26 protein-coding genes and 1 pseudogene are annotated in these 23,206 nt (G+C 65.7%); 11 read left to right on the top strand and 16 right to left on the bottom strand.

Translation table 11 applies throughout. The features are described 5' to 3' along the window. Positions 1–32 precede the first annotated feature (32 nt). Positions 33–209, top strand: a complete 177-nt coding sequence (locus tag ACFWCF_RS20695) for an XRE family transcriptional regulator (RefSeq protein ID WP_378565368.1) — start codon at positions 33–35, stop codon at positions 207–209. Positions 210–276: 67 nt separating this feature from the next. Continuing rightward, complete coding sequence (locus tag ACFWCF_RS20690; protein WP_378565319.1) at positions 277–1,518, top strand: hypothetical protein; 1,242 nt, start codon at positions 277–279, stop codon at positions 1,516–1,518. Between the two features lie 32 nt (positions 1,519–1,550). Here ACFWCF_RS20690 and ACFWCF_RS20685 read toward each other — a convergent pair whose 3' ends face one another. The 6 genes from ACFWCF_RS20685 to ACFWCF_RS20660 all read right to left on the bottom strand — a co-directional run bounded on the left by ACFWCF_RS20685 (position 1,551) and on the right by ACFWCF_RS20660 (position 4,839). Further along, positions 1,551–1,976, bottom strand: coding sequence for a hypothetical protein (locus tag ACFWCF_RS20685; protein ID WP_378565316.1), 426 nt, complete (start codon positions 1,974–1,976; stop codon positions 1,551–1,553). Between the two features lie 5 nt (positions 1,977–1,981). Beyond that, a complete protein-coding gene (locus ACFWCF_RS20680; RefSeq protein ID WP_378565313.1) occupies positions 1,982–2,500 on the bottom strand; it encodes a flavodoxin family protein in 519 nt (172 codons plus the stop codon). Between the two features lie 78 nt (positions 2,501–2,578). Then, positions 2,579–2,983, bottom strand: coding sequence for a DUF302 domain-containing protein (locus tag ACFWCF_RS20675; RefSeq protein ID WP_378565309.1), 405 nt, complete (start codon positions 2,981–2,983; stop codon positions 2,579–2,581). Positions 2,984–3,028: 45 nt separating this feature from the next. Next, the gene (locus ACFWCF_RS20670; protein ID WP_378565306.1) at positions 3,029–3,298 is read right to left on the bottom strand and encodes a metal-sensitive transcriptional regulator; all 270 of its coding nucleotides are present in this window, start codon (positions 3,296–3,298) and stop codon (positions 3,029–3,031) included. Positions 3,299–3,358: 60 nt separating this feature from the next. Further along, the gene (locus ACFWCF_RS20665) at positions 3,359–4,237 is read right to left on the bottom strand and encodes a sulfite exporter TauE/SafE family protein (RefSeq protein ID WP_378565303.1); all 879 of its coding nucleotides are present in this window, start codon (positions 4,235–4,237) and stop codon (positions 3,359–3,361) included. Next, positions 4,234–4,839: a rhodanese-like domain-containing protein gene (locus ACFWCF_RS20660; RefSeq protein ID WP_378565300.1), complete on the bottom strand. Its 606-nt coding sequence runs from the start codon at positions 4,837–4,839 to the stop codon at positions 4,234–4,236. Before ACFWCF_RS20660 ends, ACFWCF_RS20665 begins: the two co-directional genes overlap by 4 nt. A gap of 119 nt (positions 4,840–4,958) precedes the next feature. Between ACFWCF_RS20660 and ACFWCF_RS20655 the strand changes: the two genes are divergently transcribed. After that, positions 4,959–6,338, top strand: coding sequence for a rhodanese-like domain-containing protein (locus ACFWCF_RS20655; protein WP_378565297.1), 1,380 nt, complete (start codon positions 4,959–4,961; stop codon positions 6,336–6,338). A gap of 28 nt (positions 6,339–6,366) precedes the next feature. Next, positions 6,367–6,549, top strand: a complete 183-nt coding sequence (locus ACFWCF_RS20650) for a hypothetical protein (protein ID WP_378565294.1) — start codon at positions 6,367–6,369, stop codon at positions 6,547–6,549. 185 nt (positions 6,550–6,734) lie between these two features. Here ACFWCF_RS20650 and ACFWCF_RS20645 read toward each other — a convergent pair. Further along, a pseudogene (locus ACFWCF_RS20645) lies at positions 6,735–7,011 on the bottom strand (SUMF1/EgtB/PvdO family nonheme iron enzyme); the annotation flags it as partial. An 18-nt stretch (positions 7,012–7,029) separates the two neighbouring features. On the opposite strand from ACFWCF_RS20645, the gene ACFWCF_RS20640 reads away from it, so the two are divergent. Together ACFWCF_RS20640 and ACFWCF_RS20635 are read left to right on the top strand one after the other, a co-directional pair. After that, complete coding sequence (locus ACFWCF_RS20640; RefSeq protein WP_378565371.1) at positions 7,030–7,392, top strand: hypothetical protein; 363 nt, start codon at positions 7,030–7,032, stop codon at positions 7,390–7,392. Positions 7,393–7,560: 168 nt separating this feature from the next. Beyond that, positions 7,561–8,190, top strand: a complete 630-nt coding sequence (locus ACFWCF_RS20635; RefSeq protein WP_378565291.1) for a hypothetical protein — start codon at positions 7,561–7,563, stop codon at positions 8,188–8,190. Positions 8,191–8,273: 83 nt separating this feature from the next. Here ACFWCF_RS20635 and ACFWCF_RS20630 read toward each other — a convergent pair whose 3' ends face one another. Beyond that, positions 8,274–8,600, bottom strand: a complete 327-nt coding sequence (locus tag ACFWCF_RS20630) for an amphi-Trp domain-containing protein (RefSeq protein WP_378565288.1) — start codon at positions 8,598–8,600, stop codon at positions 8,274–8,276. Between the two features lie 175 nt (positions 8,601–8,775). Next, positions 8,776–9,381, bottom strand: a complete 606-nt coding sequence (locus ACFWCF_RS20625; RefSeq protein WP_378565285.1) for a GNAT family N-acetyltransferase — start codon at positions 9,379–9,381, stop codon at positions 8,776–8,778. A gap of 154 nt (positions 9,382–9,535) precedes the next feature. Here ACFWCF_RS20625 and ACFWCF_RS20620 point away from each other — a divergent pair, with 154 nt between their 5' ends. After that, entirely contained in the window at positions 9,536–11,854 is a 2,319-nt protein-coding gene (locus ACFWCF_RS20620) for an FdhF/YdeP family oxidoreductase (RefSeq protein ID WP_378565282.1), read from the top strand. After that, entirely contained in the window at positions 11,854–12,666 is an 813-nt protein-coding gene (gene fdhD / locus ACFWCF_RS20615; protein WP_378565279.1) for a formate dehydrogenase accessory sulfurtransferase FdhD, read from the top strand. Before ACFWCF_RS20620 ends, fdhD begins: the two co-directional genes overlap by 1 nt. A gap of 15 nt (positions 12,667–12,681) precedes the next feature. Here fdhD and ACFWCF_RS20610 read toward each other — a convergent pair whose 3' ends face one another. Then, positions 12,682–13,866, bottom strand: a complete 1,185-nt coding sequence (locus ACFWCF_RS20610) for an alpha/beta hydrolase family protein (protein WP_378565276.1) — start codon at positions 13,864–13,866, stop codon at positions 12,682–12,684. A gap of 61 nt (positions 13,867–13,927) precedes the next feature. On the opposite strand from ACFWCF_RS20610, the gene ACFWCF_RS20605 reads away from it, so the two are divergent. Then, positions 13,928–14,569, top strand: a complete 642-nt coding sequence (locus ACFWCF_RS20605) for a helix-turn-helix domain-containing protein (protein ID WP_378489949.1) — start codon at positions 13,928–13,930, stop codon at positions 14,567–14,569. Positions 14,570–14,606: 37 nt separating this feature from the next. On the opposite strand, the gene ACFWCF_RS20600 is transcribed toward ACFWCF_RS20605, so the two are convergent. The 6 genes from ACFWCF_RS20600 to ACFWCF_RS20575 form a co-directional block, all read right to left on the bottom strand. Continuing rightward, positions 14,607–15,395 (bottom strand): SDR family NAD(P)-dependent oxidoreductase, encoded by a 789-nt coding sequence (locus ACFWCF_RS20600; RefSeq protein ID WP_378565273.1) that lies wholly within the window; start codon positions 15,393–15,395, stop codon positions 14,607–14,609. 35 nt (positions 15,396–15,430) lie between these two features. After that, positions 15,431–16,087, bottom strand: coding sequence for a PaaI family thioesterase (locus tag ACFWCF_RS20595; RefSeq protein ID WP_378489951.1), 657 nt, complete (start codon positions 16,085–16,087; stop codon positions 15,431–15,433). After that, positions 16,084–16,953: a MaoC/PaaZ C-terminal domain-containing protein gene (locus tag ACFWCF_RS20590; RefSeq protein ID WP_378565270.1), complete on the bottom strand. Its 870-nt coding sequence runs from the start codon at positions 16,951–16,953 to the stop codon at positions 16,084–16,086. Before ACFWCF_RS20590 ends, ACFWCF_RS20595 begins: the two co-directional genes overlap by 4 nt. A gap of 6 nt (positions 16,954–16,959) precedes the next feature. Continuing rightward, positions 16,960–19,149 carry an acyl-CoA dehydrogenase gene (locus ACFWCF_RS20585; protein ID WP_378565267.1) on the bottom strand — a complete coding sequence of 730 codons (2,190 nt, stop codon included), beginning with the start codon at positions 19,147–19,149 and terminating at the stop codon, positions 16,960–16,962. Between the two features lie 214 nt (positions 19,150–19,363). Next, the gene (locus ACFWCF_RS20580) at positions 19,364–20,527 is read right to left on the bottom strand and encodes a steroid 3-ketoacyl-CoA thiolase (protein ID WP_378565264.1); all 1,164 of its coding nucleotides are present in this window, start codon (positions 20,525–20,527) and stop codon (positions 19,364–19,366) included. Between the two features lie 127 nt (positions 20,528–20,654). After that, the gene (locus ACFWCF_RS20575) at positions 20,655–21,263 is read right to left on the bottom strand and encodes a TetR family transcriptional regulator (protein ID WP_378565261.1); all 609 of its coding nucleotides are present in this window, start codon (positions 21,261–21,263) and stop codon (positions 20,655–20,657) included. Between the two features lie 227 nt (positions 21,264–21,490). Between ACFWCF_RS20575 and ACFWCF_RS20570 the strand changes: the two genes are divergently transcribed. After that, positions 21,491–22,414: a 3-oxoacyl-ACP reductase gene (locus ACFWCF_RS20570; RefSeq protein WP_378565258.1), complete on the top strand. Its 924-nt coding sequence runs from the start codon at positions 21,491–21,493 to the stop codon at positions 22,412–22,414. Positions 22,415–22,436: 22 nt separating this feature from the next. Further along, complete coding sequence (locus ACFWCF_RS20565; RefSeq protein WP_378565256.1) at positions 22,437–23,180, top strand: SDR family NAD(P)-dependent oxidoreductase; 744 nt, start codon at positions 22,437–22,439, stop codon at positions 23,178–23,180. The last annotated feature ends 26 nt before the right edge of the window (positions 23,181–23,206 follow it).

Below are 23,206 nucleotides of genomic sequence, written 5' to 3'. Positions count from 1 at the left end.
AAGCCGAGGGTCGTCGTCGCGTAACTCGTGAGATACGCAGTACCCAGGTGGCCGAGCGGCTCGGTGTCCGGCAGAACCGAGTCTCGGATATCGAGCGCGGTGACCTGGCGCGGGTGCAGCTCGATACCCTGCGCCGGTACGTCGAGGCGGTCGGTGGGTCGCTGCGGATCGAGGTCGAACTAGGCGACGACCGCATCCAGATCCTCTGACCGGCGGACCGCTGCCCACCACGCTGATCGATACCCGAGTTCTCTACTCCATGACATCCTCGGATGCATGGCACGAACATGGCTATCGGTGACGGTCGAACTGCTCGGTGGGCGTGGCGACGACTTGTGGCCGTGGCCGGGCCGCGTCTTCGCGGTCGGGCCTTCCCACACCTTCACCCACCTCGCGGATGCCATCAACGATGCTTTCGCCCGGTGGGATCGCTCCCATCTCTCGATGTTCACACTCTCCGACGGACAGCTGATCACAGACTCGGAGACGGGTGCCGACATGGCCGGGATGGCGGACGGACCGATCATCTCGCCCCTCGACATCGCCTCGACCAAGGTTGCCCGCACCGTGCAGCCCGGAGCAGAATTCCAGTTCACCTTCGACCTCGGCGACAACTGGACGCACCGCTGCGTGGTCGGGACGAATAAGGTCGATCCGATGGAATTGTTGGGTATCCGGCCGAAAACTCCTCTGCCGTATTGGGGTTGGGGCAGGATCCCGGATCAGTACGGTCGCCGCTGGTCCGACGACGACGGGGAAAGCAAGATTCCGTCCAGGCCGAGCCGGCCGCATCCGATGCAGCTGAATGCGTGGCCGGCACCGGACGAGGTGCCGGTGCTCGACCCGTCCGAAGTTCGCGCGGCGACTGCCGCGGGCGATGCTGTCCGCTTCCTCTCTGCTGTGCGCGGGCGCGACGTCGACGATGCACTTCAGCAGGTGGGAGCCGGAATCCCGATGGCACTGGAACACCGCCGTTCGGACATCGAAGCGGTGGCATTGTCGATCATCAATCGGCTGGCCTGGCGCGTCGGACCGGGTGATGCGGCACTGGCGGACGATCTGCTCGCGCACCTGCGCAACGAGCCATTGACCGGGAACGTGGTACCGGTCGACCTCGACATGCTCAGCTCGGTACGAGAATGCGATCCAGCTATGTGCACCGGCGGCTACATCGATTTTCGTAGCGGGGAGGTGTTCGACGACACCCTCACCGACCCCGCGATGGTCGGCGCGGACGCCGCCGTCGACGTGGAAGCGGAACCGGAGCGCTGGCTTCGATTCGAGAACATCGGCGCACGGGACGGCTGGAATGACATGGCCGCCTTCGCCGGCCGGCAACGCTACACCGCGCTGCGCGAGCGGTTGGAACGTGCGAGCGAAGGCAAGGGCGCATTCCGCCGATTCCGGGATCTCGTCGACGCGGAGGGTCTCACAACACAGTGGACGCTGTTCAGCACCGACCGCACATTCGGTCGCGCACGAGAACTCCTTGCCGACAACGGTATTCGTGTGGGTTGAATATCTTCTGCACGAAGAACGGGTCGATCTTCTCACTCCCGCCGGCCCGTCACGATCCGGACCAACGCAACGATCATCGCAATGACTGACCCGACGATGCTCACGACCAACACGGTCCGCGCGATCAAATCCCACGGCACCGACCCGTCGTCGGAAAAATCGAACGGGTAGACCTGCCAGATCGCGATGACGGCACACAGTCCGATGCCGGTCACCAGCAAGTCCCCGAACGCTTTGAGCCGCGGCGGGTCGGCGATGAGGTAGATGGCATTGCTGACAACTCCGGCGATGATCGAGGCGTTGACCCAACCCAGGACCTGTGTCGTCTCGTCGGTCAGGAACGGCACCGCGTCCCATCCAGGCCATCCGTTCACCAGATAAAGCAGTATTGCATTGAGGACGATCCCGACGAGATAGCCCGCCTTGCGGCCTGATGAGGCCTCCTGAGCGGTGGACATCCGGCTCACTGCCCTCCGACGAGCGCACGACCCCACTGACTCGCACGTTCCGCCTCGCGTGGCTCGAGCACGGTCTGCTTGTCGACGAGGAAGCTCTCCGGCTCCGCGATCAGCGTCAAACCGAGTTTTCGAAGCTTCTTCCCGATCGTTTTCGAAGCGCGACCGGTGAGCACGGGAGACGCGTCGAGGCGCGTGTCGAACGCGGCGGCGACGCCGGTCGTCGGCCGTAGGTGTGCGAGGAACTCGCGAACTCCGTCGCTCTCGGCGTCGGGTTCGAGTTCGAGGTCGCTGCCGGGTTGCGTGGCCGCCTCCACTGCGCTGTGCCGGGTCGACGGTCGGCTCATACCGTGGACGTGGGTCGGGCCGCCGACGACCACGAGGTCGTAGGCCGACACGTCCTGCTCACGGGCGTCGGTGGCGGTCACCAGCGTGACCGACGCTCGTTCCTCCATTCCGCGGGCAATCGCTTCGGCAACATGGCGAGTGTTGCCGTACATCGATTCGTAGACCACGAGTACCTGCATGTCGGATGCTCCTGTCGGGAAATCACCGCTGCAACGACGTGGCTACATGTTAGAACGCGCGAGCTTCGATTCTCAGCTCTACTCGTCGGCCGAGAGCGAATCGATCGCTGCCTGCAATGCAGCGGTCGCAGCGTCCGCGACTTCACGGACTCCCGCCTCATCGACGAATTGCACCATCAACTGCGGATTCATCGCGTCGACGACGACGATGTCCGGATCGTTGCGGTCTCGACGCACCACGACGTTGCACGGCAGCAACAGGCCGATCTGCGGATCCGCCGTCACGGCTCGGTGCGCAAGGGGCGGATTGCAGGCACCGAGGATCAGGTAGTCCTCCATGTCCGCGTCGAGTTTCGTTTTCAGCGTTGCCTGCATATCAATCTCAGTGAGCACGCCGAAGCCCTGATCGGACAGCGCTTTTCGAGTGCGTTCCACTGCTTCGGTGAACGGGGTGCGTAGTGTGGTCGACAGTGCGAGAGTCATGATTTGTCATCCTTCCTTCGGTTGGCACCTCGAGACCGTGATGCGTCAGGCCAGTGCCAGGAACAGTTTCTCGAGTTCGGCCTCGGACATGGGCTCCTTGCCCTCGACTTCGTCTCCGGTCAGGCATTCCCGCAAACCGGTCGCCACAATCTTGAATCCGGCACGATCCAGCGCTTTGGACACCGCGGCAAGCTGGGTGACGACATCCTTGCAGTCGCGGCCCTGCTCGATCATCGAGATCACTCCGGCGAGTTGCCCTTGCGCGCGGCGCAGCCGGTTGAGGACCAGTGCGATGCTTTCTTCGTCTCCGACCATCGGTTTTCCTTTCACGAGTTCTTTCCACTGTACCCCCAGGGGTATCCAACCCGAGACGGGTCATCCCACCGCGGCGGGAGCGCTCCAGGGGCCCGCGAATCGCCGGAGCGGACAATTCTCGCGCCGCGCACACAGGTACGTGGTGCCTGCGGCAGTGAGCGTGAGGACCGATACGGTGATCCCGACGGCCGGATGGATCTCCTGAGCGAGAATCACCGACGACATGACCAGCACGAACCAGCCGAAACCCCTGCGCAGGGTATCGGGATCCACCACCGACGTGAGACGCCCACCGATGAGACTTCCCACCACAGCTGCGCCCGTGACCATCGCTGCCAGACGCCAGTCGATTTGCACAACCGACAGGTAACCGCCCAGGCCCGCGAAGGACTTCATGGCGATCACGACCAGCGAGGTACCGACCGCGATGGGCATGGACAACCCGCCGAGCAGCGCCAGGGCCGGTACCACCAGGAAGCCACCACCCGCACCGACGAGGCCGGTCACCAGACCGACGATCACACCGTCGAGCAGCACTTTGCCCATCGGCATGGAGTGCGCTCCGTCGGCATCCGCGGTCTTGTTCTTGCGGCCGCGCAACATGGCGACCGCGGTGCCGATCATCATCACGGCGAACGCGAGCAGCAGCACCGTGCCAGGGATGAACCGCGAGAGCAGGCCGCCCGCGTAGGCACCGACCATTCCGGCGAGCCCGAACATGATGCCGGTGCGCCATTGGACGCGACCTGCCCGCGCGTGCGAAATCGCAGCGACCGCGCTGGTCACACCGACGACGAGCAACGACGTGGCGATAGCCTCCTTGGCGTCCATCCCTGCAACGTAGGCGAGCAACGGGACGGTGAGGATCGAGCCTCCCCCACCCAGCAGTCCGAGGGAGACGCCGACGAGCACTGCCAGCGCAACGGTCAACGCGATCATGGTCGATCCCCTTGTGCGGTTGCCGCCTTTGCCTCGACCAACTGAGCGACGACGGACTGCGCGTCACAGAATGCGCCTCGGTTGTAGGGGAGCTTCGACAACACCGCCCCCATCGCGCAGGTATTCGACAGGGCAGCAAACGACAGACCTCCGCCGATCCCTGCCGCCAGCCACTTGAGTTTGGGCATCGCGACGCTCACGAGCACCGAGCCGAATACGAGCGAGCCGGCGACCAGGCGTACTTGACGTTCGAGATCCCACCGCTGGGCGCCGCGGTTGACCGGCAGTCCCGCGGCTTCCCATCCGATCATTCCGCCGTCGAGAAGGTGAACGTTGACCAGCCCCGCAGCCCGCAGATCTTCCTCCGCCTGCGTCGCTCGCTGACCGGACCGGCACACCAGCACGACGTCTTCGTCGAGGTGGGCGCAGAATTCGTCGCGATGCTCGCGCAACAGGTCGAGCGGGACGTTGTAGGCGCCGGGAATATGGACGGTGTCGAACTCGCCCGGTGTGCGCACGTCGACGACTCGGAGGTTCTTGCCGGATTCCATCACTTCTCGCAGTGCGGCCGGAGCTAGGGAGGTTGCAGCGAAAAAAGACATGGCGACCTTTCGAGATGAACCGATGTAGATACCCCCTGGGGTACTTGACATACCCTAGGGGGTATATGCCAATCTGTCTACGGCCTCGGATTTCCACCCCGCCCCATCGGAGGAACCCCATGATTCTCGAGCAGTACTACATCGAGTGCCTCTCCCACGCGTCGTACCTGATCGCAGACGAGAGCACCGGCCGCGCGGTCGTCGTCGACCCTCGCCGCGACATCAGCGAATACCTTTCGGAAGCAAAGAAATACGGACTGACCATCGAAGGAGTGATCAACACCCACTTCCACGCAGACTTCGTGTCCGGCCACCTCGAACTGGTCGACGCCACCGGTGCCTGGATCGGATTCGGCGAGTCCGCGGAAACCGACTACCCGATCCGGCGCCTACGCGACGGCATGCGGCTCTCCCTCGGCGAGGTCGAACTCGAGATCATCGCCACCCCCGGCCACACCTGGGAGTCGATCTCGGTGCTCGTGCGCGAACGCCCCGGAGCCGCCCCCACCGCCGTACTCACCGGTGACTCGCTGTTCATCGGCGACGTCGGCCGTCCCGACCTGGTCAACCTCGGCGACGGCTCCACCACCGACCTGGCGCGGGCGATGTACCACACCGTGCACGAGAAGCTGCTCACGCTGTCCGACGAGGTCGTCGTCATGCCCGCTCACGGTGCCGGATCGTCATGCGGCAAGAACCTCTCGACGGAGCTCACCTCCACCATCGGCGAGCAGCGCACCACCAACCCCTCGGTGCAGCCGATGAGCGAGGACGACTTCGTCTCCCTGATCACCGATGGCCAGCCGGCCGCGCCCACCTACTTCTCGGTCGACGCCGCCATGAACAAGCGTGTCCACCCGCTGCTCGCCCTGGACCACGCCATTCCCGAGCTCACACCACAGCAAGTGAAGACCGAACTTCTCGCCGGCACCCGCGTGCTGGATGCGCGCAGCGTCGACGACTTCGCCGCCGGTCATCTACTCAACTCGGTCAACGTCGGGTTCGACGGACGCTTCGCCGAGACGGGCGGCATGGTCGCCGAAGTCGGTGAGAAGATTGTGCTCGTCACCTACCCCGGTGCAGAACAGGATGCAGCGATGCGCCTGTCCCGCATCGGATCCGACGGCGCAGCAGGCTTTTTGAACGTCGACCACGACGGCGCGTTCCCCACCGAACTCGCCGATCTGACCGAGACCGCGCCGCGTACCACGGTGGAGGAACTCGACGAGTTGCTCGCCGCCGATGCCGTCACCCTCGTCGACATCCGCAACCCCGGCGAGCGCACATCCGGCACCATCCCGGGCGCCGTCCCGATTCCGTTGGCCCAGTTGCGAGTCCGGCTCGATCAGGTCCCCGCCGGCAAACCGATCGTGGTGCACTGCGCAGGTGGGTGGCGCTCGAGCGTCGCGGCGTCGCTGTTGCGGGCACAGGGCTTCACCAACGTCTCAGACCTGCTCGGCGGATACAACTCCTGGTCCGAATCCCGCTTCGTTACTTGATTATTCGACAAATCTCCTGGAGGTTCCCTTGTGTTATCCCGTCACCTGCTCCCGATGCAACAAGACCGGTTGGGGAGGGTGCGGACAGCATGTCGACGCCGTCATGACGCCCGTTCCCGCCGCCGAACGCTGCACGTGCGATCAGGACACCGCAGCGTCGACGGAGCAAGCGCGACCGTCGCTGCTCTCCCTGTTTCGCGGAGGTCGCTGACCGCACGTGCGTGGAGTGCGGCGAGGCCCACCCGAATCGAACTTCCCGAACCGGCACCGAGCTTCGACGACCGACGATAGCGTGGAATGCGGACCCGAACCGTCGCGACCAGTTCACGATCGACCAGGTCAACGAGCAGCCCAGCGGGATACCGGCACCAGCTCGATAACTGTCGTCCGCCCACGTCACGGACGGACGATGCAGCGGAACCCGATGTGGCAAGTCGAGGTTTCGACACTTTCACCCTGCCTCGCAGCGGGTCGATATCGAAGACAGTAGTTGGGCGCCACAAATGCGATCCACCCTTGATCACCCGTACTGGATACGACATCGACTGCGCTGCACGGTGGTTGACCAGAGTGCAGCACGCGTGCGCGGGGGCGGCGCTACGCTCGTCCGCACCGTCGTCAGCGGTGAAGAGGTCGGTGGTCATTCCCACACGTTGCCGGCCATGTCCACCAGACGACCGTCACAGGACTGGTGGAGAAAGCGGCACCGGCGCGGCCGGTTCGGGGCTTCGCGCTCTATGTACTCGATTCGCAACCGGTGTTCTGCTACAACTTCTGCGGCCGTGAACACACGCTCGTGCGTTCCCCGGATCCGCTACCGTCCGGCAGGAGTGTCATATCGCTTCACTTCGAATACGACAGAGGAGGAATAGGCAAGGGCGGCACCGCCTTCCTGCGTATCGACGATGTGATCGTCGCACAGTGCCGGGTCGAACGTACCGTGCGTGCGATCTTCTCCATGAATGAGCAACTCGATATCGGTGTCGACCGGGGAAGCCCGGTCACGGAGGAGATCGCCCGCAGAGAGATTCTCGTTCACCGGAACACTGCGTGATCTCCGGATCGGCCTGTCGCGCGGTGGCGGCATTCCCGAGGCCGAGCGTCGAAAGGTGGAGATGGCGACACACTGAACAATGCCCATTGCCTTCGGCGGAGAGGAGGTGCAGTGTGAAATACGAAATACGACCGGCGACGCCGCGTCGGCGCCGCCCTGAGTAGAAGGGTGCCGATCATGTTCGCACGCTCGACCACAATCAATGCGCATCCGTCGTACATCGACGTCGGGATCAAGCATGTACGCGATACCGTAATGCCCGCACTGACGGACATCGAGGGCTGCCTCGGAATGTCCCTGCTGATAGATCGCAGCTCTGGTCGGTGCATCGCGACCAGTTCGTGGCGGGACGAGGAGTCGCTCCGTGCCAGCGAGGGACCGGTGCAGAAGTTGCGTCACGACGCAGCCGAAGTATTCCACGGCACAACGGAGGTCTCCCGGTGGGAGATCGCGGTCATGCACCGCGACCACCATTCCGAGCGTGGTGCCTGCTGCCGCGTCACCTGGATCAAGTCCGAGCCGGCACACATCGACCGCGGTGTGGACGTCTGGAAGATGACCGGGCTGCCCGCAATGGAAGAACTCGACGGGTTCTGCAGCGCAGCCCTGATGTTCGACCGCGTCTCGGGCCGCGGGGTGTCGTCGCTGACGTTCGACAGCGCCGAGGCGATGGAACACAACCGAGAACGCGTCGACGGCATTCGGGACTCAGGGGTGCGCGAGGCAGGCGTCCAAGTGCTCGAGACCTGCGAGTTCGAACTCGCCATCGCGCACCTGCACGTCCCTGAGATGGCGTAGATCTCGATCGGACCAGGCGGCCGCGCGATCCAAGGAAAGGACTACAAGATCGGTCCGGATCCTACTGCGTGATCAAGCGCCGATCATTTGTCAGCGCTCTTGCGCGGCCTCCCGCGACGCGCCGCTTTCTCCGGGGGCGGAGTCTCCGAGTCCGAGTGCGATTCGGACGTCGATTCCGAGGCCGGGTCGTCGCGCCAGCTGATTTCGATTTCGATCTCGATCTCGTCGCCGTCGACCTCTATCTCGAGCTCCCACCGGACGCGATCAGCGACGACGATTTCGATCGAGTCACCGTCCGAGCCCAATTCCACCTCGGAGCCGCCGGCGAGAGCTTGGCCGAGCGCGATGAGGCGATCGGACACTTCCTTTCGGGAAAGCTCGGACTTGCGCTTGATCTCCAGCTTCGGCACGACGACTCCTCACCTCGGCGCAATGTGTACTCACCGTACGCCCGCAACGCAGGTAGCCGGCCCGAATACGTTCGATAAGACTTTCCTCCGTCTTCACGGGCTTCCTGGGGTCGTCGACGCGAGGAAACCCAAGGAGAGGGAGGAAGGTTCCCACGCCGTCGCTACCGCGTCCCCGTCACTGCGGCTCGCGCCACATCGCCCACAGCGTGGGACCACCGCGCGGGATGCGGATCTCACCGGTGACGGTGAATCCGAACCTCTCGTAGTACGGGACGTTCTCTTCCTTGCTGGATTCGAGGTACGCGGGCGCGTGCTCGGCATCGACCCGATCGAGCCGGGACTTCAACAATGCCGTGCCGCATCCCGCGCCGCGCGCGTGGGAGGCGGTTCCGATTGTCGACAAGTACCAGTGCGGCTCTTCGGGGTGTGCGGCTTCGAGTGCCGAGTCCACGGACTGCCCGGCGGCAACGTGCCGACCGAGGGCCCGCAGAAGCCCCGGGATCATCCGCAGCGTCGCACCCCTCGGCGCGCGCCATTGGTCCGGCGGAGCCCACATCGTCGCACCACCGACCCGGCCGTCGAGTTCGGCGATCTCCGTGCCGCCGAGCGCGAGCATGTGGTGTCGGGCCTCTGCCTCGAAGAACCGTGACATTCGTCGGCTGCGGCTCTCCTCATCGGGGAACATCCACGAGAACACCGGGTCGTCGAAGAAGGCGTCTGCGAAGACAGCGGCGAGAGCATCCAGGTCGCGACGTGCGGCGGCCCGCACCGTGACGGTCATGGTCGCAGCTTACGGCGATCACCAGGCGGAGGACACTGAGAGGCGGAGCTTGGGTGCGAAATCTATCGACATTTCGCACATAGCTCGGTCTCGTCCACCCATGCGCTTGATGGCCGGGCGTGAACTTCTCGTAGCGGCAGGCCACTATGGAGGCATGACGCGACACGGCCCCGGATCGGATATCGACGAGTCCGATCTCGAGGTCTCCCACCCCAAGGACTACGCCGCGGGTGTCCCGGCGGTACTCGTCTCGCTGGAGCGCGCCTACGAGCAGATGGGTGCGGTCCGCACGGTACAGTCCCTCACTCGCCTCAACCAGCGCCACGGCTTCGACTGCCCCGGCTGTGCGTGGCCTGAAAATCCCGGGCATCGCAAGCCCGCGGAGTTCTGCGAGAACGGCGCGAAGGCCGTCGCGGAGGAAGCCACCCTGCGCACGGTGACGCCGGAGTTCTTCGCCCAGCACTCCCTCGGCGAACTCGCGACGAAGACCGACTACTGGCTGGGCCAGCAGGGTCGGATCACCCATCCGATGGTGCTGCGAGACGACGCTACCCATTACGAACCGATCGGGTGGGACGGCGCCTACCGGCTGATCGCCGACCACCTGAACGCACTGCCGTCGCCCGATCAGGCCGTGTTCTACACCTCCGGCCGCACGAGCAACGAAGCCGCATTCCTGTATCAGTTGCTGATTCGCAGTTACGGCACGAACAACATGCCGGACTGCTCCAACATGTGCCACGAGTCGTCCGGCACCGCACTGACCGACTCGATCGGGATCGGCAAGGGCTCGGTGTCGGTGCCCGACATCGAGGCCGCCGATCTCATCCTCATCGCCGGCCAGAATCCAGGAACGAACCATCCGCGCATGCTGTCGACCCTCGAGAAGGCAAAAGCAAACGGGGCGCGGATCATCGCGATCAATCCGCTCCCCGAGGCCGGGCTGAAGCGGTTCAAGGACCCGCAGAAGGTGTCCGGAGTCGTCGGGCGGGGAGTAGACATCGCCGACGAATTCCTGCAGATCCGCCTGGGCGGCGACATGGCCCTGTTCCAGGGTCTCGGGAGATTGCTGTTCGAGGCCGAGGACATCGCGCCCGGCACGGTGATCGACCGCGCCTTCGTCGACGCGCACTGCGCCGGCTTCGACGACTACGAAGCCCACGTCCGGAGCGTCGATCTCGACACCGTGGTCGAGGCGACCGGCCTGACACTCGCTCAATTGCGCGACACGGCCAACGAACTGATCGCCTCGGAGCGGACCGTCATCTGCTGGGCGATGGGGTTGACGCAGCACACGCACGCGGTGGCGACGATCGGCGAAGCCGTCAACGTGCTGCTCGCCCGCGGCATGATCGGCAAGCGCGGCGCGGGCGTGTGCCCGGTGCGCGGCCACTCCAATGTCCAGGGCGACCGCACGATGGGAATCTGGGAGAAGATGCCCGAGTCGTTCCTCGCCGCGCTCGACACCGAGTTCGACATCGACACACCACGCAAGCACGGGTTCGACACCGTCGACTCCATCCGTGCGATGCGCGACGGGCAGGCCACGGTGTTCATGGCGATGGGCGGCAACTTCGTCTCCGCCACACCCGATACCGCCGCCACCGAATCCGCACTGCGCAGCTGCGCACTAACGGTGCAGGTGTCGACGAAACTCAACCGCAGCCACGTGGTGCACGGAACCACCGCACTCATCCTGCCCACCCTCGGCCGCACCGACCTCGATGTCCAGTCGAGTGGGAAACAGGCTGTCTCCGTTGAGGATTCGATGTCGATGGTGCACTTGTCGCGGGGGCGCCTCAAGCCGGTGTCCGAGCACCTGCGCAGCGAAGTCGCCATCGTGTGCCAGCTCGCCCGCACGCTCCTCGGGCCGGATCATCCGGTGCCGTGGAGCCGGTTCGCATCGGATTACGACCACATCCGCGACTCGATCTCGCGAGTGGTGCCGGGGTTCGAGGACTACAACACTCGTGTCCGACAGCCCGACGGATTCGAACTCCCCCACCCTCCGCGCGACAGTCGCCGGTTCCACACCGAGACAGGACGAGCCAACTTTTCCGTCAATGAACTCGAATGGGTACCGACCCCTGCAGGAAGGCTGATTCTGCAGACGATGCGCAGCCACGACCAGTACAACACCACGATCTACGGTCTCGACGACCGCTACCGCGGTGTGAAGGGCGGCCGCAAGGTCATCCTGATCAACCCCGACGATGTCACCGAGCTGGGGTTCCGAGACGGAGATCTCGTCGACATCATCTCCGAGTTCACCGACTCCCACGGCCGACTCGAGGAGCGCCGGATCCACGACTTCCGCGTCGTGGCCTACAGCACCCCGAAGGGCAACGCAGCGGCCTACTACCCCGAGACCAATCCGCTGGTGCCGCTCGGCCATGTGGCGAAGAAATCCAACACGCCTGCATCGAAGGCGATCACCGTGCGGCTCGAACCTGCAGCAAGGAAGGATTCGTAGTGGGACGTGTGACTACCCGCCGCGCAGTCCTGCGAGTGACTGCGGACCGCACGATCCGGCGCCCCGATACCCTCGCCGTCGAGGAGCCCCTCGAAATCCGGCTGAATGGCGGAGCCTTGACCATCACGATGCGCACGCCCGGCCACGATGTGGACTTGGCGCACGGTTTCCTCCTCGCGGAGGGAATCATCGGCAGCCGTGACGACATCGCGATCGCGCGGTACTGCGACGGCGTCGACGACACCGGCGCGAACACCTACAACGTGCTCGATGTCCAGCTGGCCCCCGGTGTCGCGGTGCCGGACGGCGCGGGGGCGCGGAACTTCCTCACCACCTCGGCGTGCGGGGTGTGCGGCAAGGAATCCCTCGAGCAGGTGCGCACCCGCACCCGGTTCCCACTGCCCGGCGATGTGGATATCGCCGCGAGCACGCTGTCGGAACTACCCCATCTGATGCGGCGGCAGCAGAAGGTCTTCCAGTCCACCGGCGGTCTGCACGCTGCCGCGCTGTTCACGACCGACGGGACGCTCCTGCAACTGCGCGAGGATGTAGGCAGACACAACGCCGTCGACAAGGTGCTCGGGTGGGCGCTGTCGGAGAACCGGATACCGCTCTCGGACAGCGTCCTCGTCGTCAGTGGTCGGGCCTCGTTCGAGCTCGTGCAGAAGGCCGTGATGGCCGGTGTGCCGGTGCTCGGCGCGGTGTCGGCGCCGTCCTCGCTCGCAGTCGATCTGGCCGAGGAGTCGGGCTTGACCCTGATCGGCTTCCTGCGCGACGACTCGATGAATGTCTACACCGGCTCGGTCCTCTGATCCACCGAGCCCCGGTCAGCTGCACGTCGATTCGGGAGCCTGGCCTGCAAGGACACCTTCAGTGAACGCCTTGACGTCGTCGAAGGACTCCTCGAGCACTGCGCGGTGGTCGGCGCCCTCGTAGACCTGGTAGGTCAGATCCGCGCCGTTGTTACAGAGCGCCTCGGTGAGCTGGTCGGTGAGCGGACGACTCACCAGCACGTCGTCGCTTCCCTGGACCACGAACGTGGGCACCGTCGGCTCCAATGCCGCCGGCTCCTGTGTCCGGTAGTACGCGGCCAGTCCCTCCATGTCGGCATCTGGGGCGAGAACCTGCTCGAGAGGGATGGTGGCGGCTGCCGCCCGAACGTCGTCCATGCACCCGGTGCGCGCCGCGGTGAGCAATACGCGCGAGGCGTCGGTGAGCATGGCGTCGGCGCTCAACTCCGGCTGGGCTGCTTCGGCACCGATCAACAGCACGGGCAGAAATGGCACGGCCGCCGCGATGCCCGGGCCACCGCCGGCGAAGTACGCGGCCGTGTCGCTGGTGCGATTACCCGGAGCCATCGACACCGCTCCCGCGAGGTCGAGCTCGGGGGCGCGGTCGGCCCCGACCTCCGCGGCGTACAGCGCGGCGTGTCCGCCCTGGCTGTGTCCCATCGCAATCCAGTTCGTACCGACCGCGGGGTCCAGCTCGCGGGCGGCGCGCACGATGTCGACGACGGCGTTGGCTGCGCTGTCTCCGTTCATGTAGGGGTGTTCGCCGGGTGTTCCGAGACCTTCGTAGTCGGTCTGGACCACCGCGTAACCGTCTGCGACCCATCGGTCGAGCATGTCCGTGGTCCGTGCGACATAGGAATGCGCAGGACCGCCGACCGTGTCCGCGGACGGAGCGCACGCGTCGCCGACACCGGTGGTGCCGTGGGCCCAGCTGATCACGGGCCATCCACCTTCGGGTGCTTCGCCCTTCGGGATCGCGACGGTGCCCGAGACCAACGTCGGGCGCCCGTCGGCGCCTTCGGATACATAGGTGATCAGTTCGGTGCGCTGGGCGCTGGGGAGCGCCGCTGCCGTGGTGATCGGACGGTCGGTGATCAGCGAACCCGGTGCGATGGCACCTGAATCGGCGGATTCGGGAGCCGGGTTCGAACATGCTCCGGCGCCGAGCACCGAGGCGAACGCGAGTGCCGCGGCAGCGCGTCGTGACGGGAGTGTCTTCATGGAGCCTCCGTTAAGAACACTGCATTAATACTTGAGTTGATGTTCTTAGTACAGTGGCTGCATGACGATGTCAACGGGCCGTCTCGCCCTACTGGACGCCGCAGAGCGGCTGATCGCATACCGCGGCATCCACGGGGTGGCCGCACGCGAGGTGGTCAAAGAAGCGGGGCAACGGAACAATTCGGCCATCACATACCACTTCGGCTCATGGCACGGGCTTCTCGACGAAATCTGGAGCCGGCACGCGCCGCGGATGAATGCCGAGCGCGCCGCACTGCTGGCTGCGGCGGATCTCGAGGCATCTCCCCCGCTGGACCGGCTCGTCCACGCATATGTACACCCGCTCGCGGCGCAGGTCACGCGGAACCATCCGAGCTACTGGGCGCGTTTCAACGAGCAATGGCTGTCCACAGCGCCGCTCGACGTCCTGTCGACACCGGAGCCTGCGACGACCCAGGCCGACTACTACCCGTCGCACGACTCTCTCGACGTCCTGTCCGGTCTCCTGATCAGGATCGCCGACCGACTCGATCTCCCGGACGCGGACGCGCGTCGCCGGGTGAGCTTGATGGTGCGCTTCGTCATCGGCGCATTCGCTGCCTTCGAACGCGCCGACGAAGCAGGTGACGCCCCCGACTCCGCGAGCTTCGAAACGGAGATCCTGCAGCTCGCACGCAGAATGCTCGACCTACCTCAGCCGTAGCCGATGTAGGTCGAGCATTCGGTTCTCTTACGAGAGGTCAGTCGACCTCCGGCGCCCACTGCACGCCGTTGATATGGCTTCCGCCGTCGACGAACAGCGTATTGCCCGTCAGGTAACGCGAATCGTCGCTCGCCAGGAAGGCAGCGACCGTGCCGATGTCCTCGAGCGGATCACCGATGCGACCCATCGGGTTCGCCGCGGCCTGCGCAGCCGCCATCTGCGGGTTGGCCTCCGCCACTCGCTGGTAGGCCGCGCTCTGCGCGCCGGGGCAGATCACGTTGCAGCACACCTGCTTCGGTGCCCATTCGCGGGCCGCGGTGCGCGTCATGCTGCGCAAGGCCTCTTTCGACGCGTTGTAGGCCACCGAGTACATGTGTGCATTCACGCCATTGAGGCTGCACAAATTGATCACCCGACCGGTGCCGTGCTCGGCCAACGCCGGGTACGCGCGCTGCATGGCCCAGAACGCCGCCATCACGCCCATGTCGAAGCCTGCCTGCATGCTCTCCTCGGGCGTCTTCTCCAGGCGAGCGAAACCCAGTGAACGCCAAGCGTTGTTGACCAGGATGTCGAGGCGCCCGAATTCGCTCGTGGCGGCGTCGACCATCGCATGCACCTGCTCGCGGTCGGTGACGTCGGTGCGCACGAACGTTGCTTGCACGCCCCACTCGGCGGTGAGCCACTTCGCGGTCTCGGCCCCCGCCGCTTCGTCGATCTCGGCAACGAGAACACGGGCACCCTCACGCGCCAGTGCGCCCGCGACCCCGCGTCCGATACCCATTCCGGCGCCGGTGACGATTGCTACCCGTCCGTCCAATTTGCCCATGTCGGTGTGTCCTCTCCGAGTATCCGTCGACGACCTCAGCGAGGACGAGGAACCGTCTTGTCGATGAAGAGCGCCTCGACGGACACGCACACCGTGCCGTCCGCCGTCGCGATCTCACCCACGGTGTTGATCTTGTGGCCGTTTTCCTCGACAAGCCGGCCACGGACGGTCAGCGGTTCGAACAGCGGAGTCGGACGGTGGTACCGGACGTTGAGCTGTGCAGTGGCACCGCTCCGTCCGGCCCAGGCGTTCGCGACACCCAGAGTGTGATCGATGAGCAACGCAGCGACACCACCATGTACGTGCCCGGGAGGGCCCTGATACGGGAACGTCAACTCGACGACACCCTCGACCCACCCGTCCTCGCGACCGGCAAGAACCAGAGGCGGGGCCAGTGCGTTCTCCGGACCGGTGACGGGATCATGCCGCGTGACCCCTTCGCCGTGCCACATGTCGATCAATCGCTCCTGCACCTCCGGCGCATGCTCTTCGAGGTGCTCGGCGATGCTGTCGAGCTCCTCCGCGACCCGCTCGAGATTCGCGTTGGAACGATCCGTACGCAGCAGGGCATCGACCACGCGACGCGCGGCTGCGGTCGCGCGGTCGACCGCGGAGTCCTGCGGCGCCGACGTGAGCACCGTCCCGTCGGGGGCGTTTCGGACCGTGGGGTGCGTAGCGGGATCGACTCTCATCGGACCTCCATCGTCGCGTGTGTCAGTACCGGCTGACCGTCCCGCTCGGGACAGGTCGCGAGCAGAGTGAGGATGTCGCCGTCGCGCCAGACCGAGGTCTCGATGGTCTCCCCCGGGTACAGCGACCCGGCAAAGCGCACCGAGAACGACTTCACCCGGGTCGGATCCCCCTCGAGCACACCGTCGACGACGGCTTTGCACACGACGCCGTATGACGCGAGCCCGTGCAGGATCGGTCGATCGAAGCCGGCCATCTTCGCGAACTCCGGGTCGGCGTGCAGCGGGTTCATGTCTGCGCTGAGCCGGTACACCAGGGCCTGCGCGGAACCGGTGCGCGACACCAGGACCGTGTCGGCGTCCCGCTCCGGCGCCGAACCCGCTGCCTCCGGGCCGGACTCGCCACCGAATCCGCCTTCGCCGCGCGCCCAGATCTGCATTGCGGAGGTCCACAGCGGGCTTCCGTCTGCAGCATGGGCCGACTGCTCGAGCACGATCACCGCGGCCTTGCCCTTGTCCCACACGTCCGACACGCGTGACGAGATGGTCGCGGTGCCGGAGGCCGGAATCGGAGCATGCACGGTGAGCGACTGTCCACCGTGGAGAATCTTCCGCAGGTCGATGTCGATACCCGGCAGGTTCATCCCCACCGGCGTGACATTCCCGGCCGAAATCCCCTGCCCCGCAACCATCGCGAAGGTCGGCACGACTTTCAGTTTCTTCTCGTACACCCAGCCCAGCTCGGCCGGATCCAGCGAGTCTGCGCCTGCCCCGAGACCGAGGTGGTAGAGGAGCACGTCGCGCTCGATCCAGGCGGCCTCGCGGACGGTGGGTTCAGCCGTCAGCGCGGCATTCACATCGATCGGCATGTCAGGTCACTTTCCGGGTTCGGGATCGCGGGGCAGACCGAGGATCCGCTCGCCGATGATGTTGAGCTGGACGTTCGTCGTGCCGCCTGCAATCGACATGCACTGCGCGTTGAGGAACATCTGGGTCGCGGACCAACGATCCTGCTCCCCCCGCAATGACGTGGGGCCTGCCCACTCCATCGCGACCTCCCACACCTGCTGGAGATGTTCGACGCCGAGAAGTTTGGCGATCGACGATTCGGCGCCCGGTTGTGCCCCGGCCAGTGAGCGCAACGTCGTGCGCAAGCCCATCAGGCCGCCCGACTGTGCGTCGCACAGGACCGAGCCGAGGACGGTGAGCTGTTCATCGTCCAGACCGGCGGGCATCGTCGCCGCGAGCGTCAGGAGGGCTTCTCCGCCTGAGCCGAGCGAGGAGTCGTTCGACAGCGACACCCGCTCATTGGCGAGAGTGGTGCGGGCCAGCTTCCAGCCGTCACCGGGCTCCCCGACCAGGCACTCGTCCGGCACGAACACGTCGTCGAAGAACACCTCGTTGAACAGCGACTCACCGGTGATCTCCCGCAGCGGACGAATGTCGAGCCCCGGAGAGTTCCTGATGTCGATCAGGAAGTACGACAGACCCTTGTGCTTGGGCGCGTCGGCGTCGGTGCGTGCCAGGCAGATGCCCCAGTCCGCGACGCGAGCCATCGACGTCCACACCTTCTGGCCCTGCAGTTTCCATCCACCGTCGACCTTGACGGCCTTGGTGGACAGACCGGCGAGGTCGGATCCGGCACCGGGTTCGGAGAACAGCTGGCACCAGACGATGTCGCCGCGCAGCGATCCGGGCAGGAACCGTGCAAGCTGCTCCTCGTTGCCGTGCGCGATCAGCGTCGGCACCACCCAGTTGCCGATGATCATGTCGTGCGGCTTCAGCTCGACGCGGCGCAGTTCCTCGGCGATGACCAACTGCGTGACGGCATCGGCCGTCTTACCCCACGGTGCGGGCAGATGCGGTGTGGTGTAACCGTTCTCGGCCAGATACGCCTTCTGCGCGGCACCTTCGAGCGCTGTGGCGGGTTCGAGTTCGGCGCGGATCTCGGCGCGGATCTGTTCGGCCTCCGGCGGCAGGTCGATGCTCAGCACACGGCGGGCGCCGTCGAGCGTGAGGCCCGCGACCCGACGCTTCCACGATGCAGTCGAGCCCGACAGGATCCGCAGGGACTGCGCCCGTCGCATGAACAGGTGCGCGTCGTGCTCCCACGTGTAGCCGATGCCGCCGAGGACCTGGATGCAGGTCCTGGTGACCTGGAAACCGGCGTCGAGTGCGGTTGCCGCCGCGACGGCGACGGCAAGTGACGCCTCCTCAGCGGACGTGTCCTCGCCGAGCGCGCGAGCCGCGTCCCAGGCGGTGACCCGAGCCTGCTCGGTGAGGCTCAGCATCCGCGCGACGGTGTGCTTGACGCCCTGGAACTGACCGATGACACGGCCGAACTGCTGACGGACACGGGCGTAGTCGGCAGCAGTGGTGGTGGCCCAGTCGGCGAGGCCCGCGGATTCCGCCGCGAACAGCGTGACGGCGATGTCGACGACGCGCTGCGAGTCCAGCGTCAGGACGTCACGCTCGGCGAGGGCGAGTCCGTCCACCGTGATCTCGGCATTGCGCCGCACGACGTCGTGGCTGGGCAGGTCGGTCACGTCGAGCCGGTCGCGGTCGACGACGACGAACGCGAGCTTCCCGGCATCGTCGGCTGCGAGCAGGAAGACATCGGCGACCTGACCGCCGAGCACGTAGCTCGATGTGCCCGACAATGCGACGGTGTCGCCGTCACGAACGACCTTCAGGTCGCCGGGCTGGAGGGTGACTCCACCGAACCGCGAACCGTCGGACAGTGCGGCAAGCGCATCGGTGCGTCCGGCTTCGTGCAGAACAGCGGAGACCACCACGGTCGGCAGAAACGGCCCGGGCACCATCGCGCGACCGAGTTCCTCGGCCACGATGGCGGTTTCGAGGAGGCCGAAACCTGCGCCGCCGACTTCTTCGGGCAGGTGCAGCCCCAGCATGCCGAGTTCGGCGAACGAGGCCCAGTACGACGGGCGGGTCTCGGCTTTCGCCTCGACCGCTTCGCGGATCACTTTGGGCGTGGCGTGGCGTGCGGCCCAGCCGCGGACGGAATCGCGGAGGTCGCGATCGTCGTCACTCAATCCAATGGTCATGAACGGTTCCTTCGACGGAAGCAGGAAGTGTACGTGCGCGATACCCGGCCACACCCTTACCGACCCACCACACGCCCACCCACCCACCCACCCTGAGCGAATGTATCGTTCGATCGATCTATCGAGACGAACGATACATTCGCTCAACGTGAATGGGGTGTTGACGGACGGACGTACGGCCAGGCAGGGTGGCGGGGCGGGGCGGGGCGGGAGGCTAGATACGTTCGATGATGGTCGCGGTGGACAGCGCTCCACCGGCGCACATCGTGATCAGCGCGGTCGAGCGGTTGGAGCGCTCGAGTTCGTGGAGTGCGCTGGTGATCAGCCGGGAACCGGTGGAACCCACCGGGTGGCCGAGTGCTATGGCGCCGCCGTTGACGTTGACCTTGTCCATGTCGGCACCGTGAACCTGGGCCCACGACAGCACGACCGACGCGAATGCCTCGTTGATCTCGACGATGTCGATGTCCGACAACGACATTCCGGTACGCTCGAGCACCGCGCGAGTCGAGTCGACAGGACCGTCGAGATGGTAGTACGGGTCGGAGCCGATCAGGGTGGAGGCGAGGATGCGCGCCCTCGGACGCAGACCTGCCTCACGAGCCTTGTCCTCACTCATGAGGAGGACGGCAGCGGCGCCATCACTGACCTGCGACGAGTTCCCGGCGGTGTGGATACCACCCTCGATGACGGGCTTGAGACCTGCCAGTCCTTCCGCGGTGGTCTCGCGCAGACCACCGTCGCGGGTGACGGTGGCGATGTCACCGGTAGGCTCGCCTTCCTTCGTGACGACGGGCGCCTCGACCGGGACGATCTCGCGGTCGAACCTTCCCTCGGCCCACGCCTGGGCTGCCCGCCTCTGCGATTCGAGCCCGAATGCGTCGACGTCCTCACGCTTGATGCCGCGCCGCTCGGCAATCCGCTCGGCGGAGGTGAACTGGTCGCCCATGTCGATGGTCCAGTCGGGCGGGTAGGGGTTTCCTGTGCCGGGGGCGTTCGCCTGACCGAGGAACACTCGGCTCATCACCTCGACGCCGCAACCGATTCCGGCGTCGATCTGGCCGGAGGCGATCAGGCCGGCCACCATGTGCACGGCCTGCTGCGACGAACCGCAGGCGCAGTCGATGGTGGTCGCGGCGGTGGTGTACGGCAGTCCGGCGTGCAGCCATGCCTGCCGGGTCACGTTGTTGGACTGCTCCCCCGCCTGGGTCACCGCGCCGCCGACGAGCTGGCCGACCTGTTCGGCGGGAATCCCGGTGCGATCCAGGACTCCCTTCTGGGCGGCGCCCAGCAGCACCGCGGGATGCACCCCGGCCAGCTGGCCGCGGCGACGCCCGATCGGCGTCCGTGCGGCTTCGACGATGACGACGTTGTTCATGCCACTCCCTACGTGTCGGCGATACTGAAATTTATTCTAATTATGCGGGGAGACGGACATCCGCACCGTCCCACCGAGCGGGACCACACTGGTCAGGAACGCGAATCGGTGCCGTCGGCATCCGGCCTCACCAGCCGAGACCCCCGAGGAGCCGATCGCACGCGACCCGCAGATCCGACTCGATCTCCGGGATCGAGGTGCGGCCGTTGAGCGCCGACTGCACCAGCCCGAACCACAATGCGACGACGAGCCGGAGCACCGTCGTATCGAGGACCGTCGGCTCCTCGATATTCGCGGCATCGAGCAGTAACCCGTCGAATTGCTGGTCGATCTTCGCCACATCGGGAATCGTGGCCGCATTCGACGTCGCAGCCGACTGGATCATGGCCGTCGCGAGCCGCGGCGTGCGCAGCAGCGCTCGCGTCGCTTGCAGCAGCGCGTCGCACACCGCCTCCGGCGGCGTCATCGCAGCCTGCGCCCGCCTCGAAAGCTGACTTCCCATCCGGTCGATCAGGTCGACCATGACCGCAACGAACAGGTGGGTCTTGGACGGGAAGTAGCGGTAGAGCGTGCCGATCGCAACACCGGCCAGTTTCGCAACTTCCTGCATCTGGACACGTTCGAGTTCCTTCTCCGCACCGAGTTGCGCGGCCGCCTTCAGGATCCTCCCGTGCCGTGCACGCTGCTCCATCGAACTCGGCTCGGCCGCATCACGAGCCTCCGAGAGCCTGGGCATGCCTCACCTCTTCCTTCGCCGGGACGGGGGCCGACAGTAGAGCCGCCGGACATCGCGCGGACAAGTCCGTCCTGGTCAGCAGGATCAGCAGCATCCGGTCAACCCACTCCCGCACAGCGGGACGACGCCCGCCCGACACGCCCCCTGCGCGCAAACTAGAATGAATACTAATTTTGGTTCGGAGCCGCCTTCGAGGAGCCGAACCCACCGAACACAGGAGACTTTCCATGGGTGAATCTGTCAGCCTGGCCGGACGCGCCGCAGTGGTGACGGGCGCCGGAGCCGGCCTCGGACGCTCCGAGGCTCTCTCGCTGGCCGCAGCCGGTGCCGCCGTCGTCGTCAACGACATGGGCGACGCTGCACATGCGGTCGCGGAAGAGATCGTTGCAGCGGGCGGACAGGCTATCGCCGTGACCGGTGACGTCTCCGACTGGTCGCTCGGTGGCCGCCTCGTCGAGGAGTCCGTCAAGGCATTCGGCTCGTTCGACATCCTCGTCAACAACGCGGGCATCATCCGCGACAAGATGATCTTCAACCTCACCGAATCCGATTGGGACGACGTGATCCGCGTGCACCTCAAGGGACACGCGGCGACCTCCCACGCCGCAGCCGTCCACTGGCGCGCCGCCAGCAAGGAAACCGGTGGCCCCGTGTACGGCCGCGTCATCAACACCTCGTCGGAGGCGTTCCTGTTCGGCTCCGCCGGGCAGCCCAACTACTCGGCAGCCAAGGCCGGCATCACCGCCCTGACGCTGTCCACCGCGCAGGGACTCTCCCGATACGGCGTCACCGCCAACGCGATCTGCCCCCGCGCCCGGACGGCCATGACGGCCCAGGCCTTCGGTGAGGCCGACTCCGCGACCGCCGGTCTCGACCCGCTCGCACCCGAGCGCGTCGGCACCCTCGTCTCGTACCTGGCCTCCCCCGCCTCGCACGAGATCAACGGTCAGGTGTTCGTGGTGTACGGCAAGATGGTTGCGCTCATGGCCTCCCCGAAGGTCGAGAACCGTTTCGACGCAGCCGGTTCCGCGTTCACCGTGGAGGAACTCGACGAGCAGATGTCCTCGTATTTCACCGGCCGCGGCCAGTACGAGACGTACGCTGCGTACAGCATTGCGGAGCTGGAGAAAGCCGCACTCGCAGTCGACTGATCACTCACCGAAGGAGCACGGCATGAGGCTTGCAGAGAAGGTCGCGATCGTCACCGGTGGGGCCGGCGGTATCGGACGCGGCATCGTCAGAGCATTCGTCAAGGAGGGCGCTCGGGTACTCTTCGTCGACATCGACGACGCCAAGGGCTCGGCTCTCGAGGCCGAACTCGACGGCGCCGGATCCTTCCTGAATGCGGACATCTCTCAGAAGGAAAGCGCCGCAACGATCATCGACACTGCGATCCGGACATTCGGGAAGATCGACGTGCTCGTCAACAACGCGCATGCATCCCGTCAGGCACCGCTGCTGGAGACCACACAGGAGATGCTCGACCTGTCGTTCGGGACCGGCTTCTACCCGACCCTCTGGCTCATGCAGGCCGCACACCCGCAGCTCGCCGCGAATCAGGGTTCGGTGATCAACTTCGCGTCCGGAGCGGGCATCGACGGCAACGTCACGCAGACGTCGTACGCGGCAGCCAAGGAAGCGATCCGCGGGATCAGCCGGGTCGCGGCGAACGAATGGGCCGCCGACAACATCAACGTCAACCTCATCTCACCGCTCGCGTTGACCGAAGGCGTCCAGGCCTACATCGAGGCGAATCCCGGAGTGGAGGATGTCCTGCTCGCCAAGACACCGCTGCACCGGTTCGGCGACCCCGAATCCGACATCGGGCGTGTCGCCGTGTTCCTCGCGAGCGACGATGCGTCCTACATGACGGGCCAGACCCTGATGGTCGACGGCGGCAGCATCAAACTGCGCTAGGACCTGACCGACGGATGGCGGGCAGG

It is taken from the genome of Rhodococcus sp. NPDC060090 (assembly GCF_042729855.1).
GTDB lineage: Bacteria > Actinomycetota > Actinomycetes > Mycobacteriales > Mycobacteriaceae > Rhodococcus.
Note: the sequence above shows the minus strand (reverse complement) of the source record. Positions and strands in the feature narration are given on the sequence as shown.

Bases quoted from the DNA above. Each gene is read 5' to 3' on its own strand.
- ACFWCF_RS20685 (WP_378565316.1), bottom strand. From the start codon at position 1,976: ATGTCCACCGCTCAGGAGGCCTCATCAGGCCGCAAGGCGGGCTATCTC.
- ACFWCF_RS20590 (WP_378565270.1), bottom strand. From the start codon at position 16,953: ATGCCGATCGATGTGAATGCCGCGCTGACGGCTGAACCCACCGTCCGC.
- ACFWCF_RS20665 (WP_378565303.1), bottom strand. From the start codon at position 4,237: ATGATCGCGTTGACCGTTGCGCTGGCAGTGCTCGTCGGCGTCTCCCTC.
- ACFWCF_RS20670 (WP_378565306.1), bottom strand. From the start codon at position 3,298: ATGGTCGGAGACGAAGAAAGCATCGCACTGGTCCTCAACCGGCTGCGC.
- ACFWCF_RS20680 (WP_378565313.1), bottom strand. From the start codon at position 2,500: ATGCAGGTACTCGTGGTCTACGAATCGATGTACGGCAACACTCGCCAT.
- ACFWCF_RS20620 (WP_378565282.1), top strand. From the start codon at position 9,536: ATGACGCGACACGGCCCCGGATCGGATATCGACGAGTCCGATCTCGAG.
- ACFWCF_RS20605 (WP_378489949.1), top strand. From the start codon at position 13,928: ATGACGATGTCAACGGGCCGTCTCGCCCTACTGGACGCCGCAGAGCGG.
- ACFWCF_RS20585 (WP_378565267.1), bottom strand. From the start codon at position 19,149: ATGACCATTGGATTGAGTGACGACGATCGCGACCTCCGCGATTCCGTC.
- ACFWCF_RS20610 (WP_378565276.1), bottom strand. From the start codon at position 13,866: ATGAAGACACTCCCGTCACGACGCGCTGCCGCGGCACTCGCGTTCGCC.
- ACFWCF_RS20690 (WP_378565319.1), top strand. From the start codon at position 277: ATGGCACGAACATGGCTATCGGTGACGGTCGAACTGCTCGGTGGGCGT.
- ACFWCF_RS20565 (WP_378565256.1), top strand. From the start codon at position 22,437: ATGAGGCTTGCAGAGAAGGTCGCGATCGTCACCGGTGGGGCCGGCGGT.
- ACFWCF_RS20595 (WP_378489951.1), bottom strand. From the start codon at position 16,087: ATGAGAGTCGATCCCGCTACGCACCCCACGGTCCGAAACGCCCCCGAC.
- ACFWCF_RS20580 (WP_378565264.1), bottom strand. From the start codon at position 20,527: ATGAACAACGTCGTCATCGTCGAAGCCGCACGGACGCCGATCGGGCGT.
- ACFWCF_RS20600 (WP_378565273.1), bottom strand. From the start codon at position 15,395: ATGGGCAAATTGGACGGACGGGTAGCAATCGTCACCGGCGCCGGAATG.
- ACFWCF_RS20655 (WP_378565297.1), top strand. From the start codon at position 4,959: ATGATTCTCGAGCAGTACTACATCGAGTGCCTCTCCCACGCGTCGTAC.
- ACFWCF_RS20570 (WP_378565258.1), top strand. From the start codon at position 21,491: ATGGGTGAATCTGTCAGCCTGGCCGGACGCGCCGCAGTGGTGACGGGC.
- ACFWCF_RS20675 (WP_378565309.1), bottom strand. From the start codon at position 2,983: ATGACTCTCGCACTGTCGACCACACTACGCACCCCGTTCACCGAAGCA.
- ACFWCF_RS20575 (WP_378565261.1), bottom strand. From the start codon at position 21,263: ATGCCCAGGCTCTCGGAGGCTCGTGATGCGGCCGAGCCGAGTTCGATG.
- ACFWCF_RS20625 (WP_378565285.1), bottom strand. From the start codon at position 9,381: ATGACCGTCACGGTGCGGGCCGCCGCACGTCGCGACCTGGATGCTCTC.
- ACFWCF_RS20660 (WP_378565300.1), bottom strand. From the start codon at position 4,839: ATGTCTTTTTTCGCTGCAACCTCCCTAGCTCCGGCCGCACTGCGAGAA.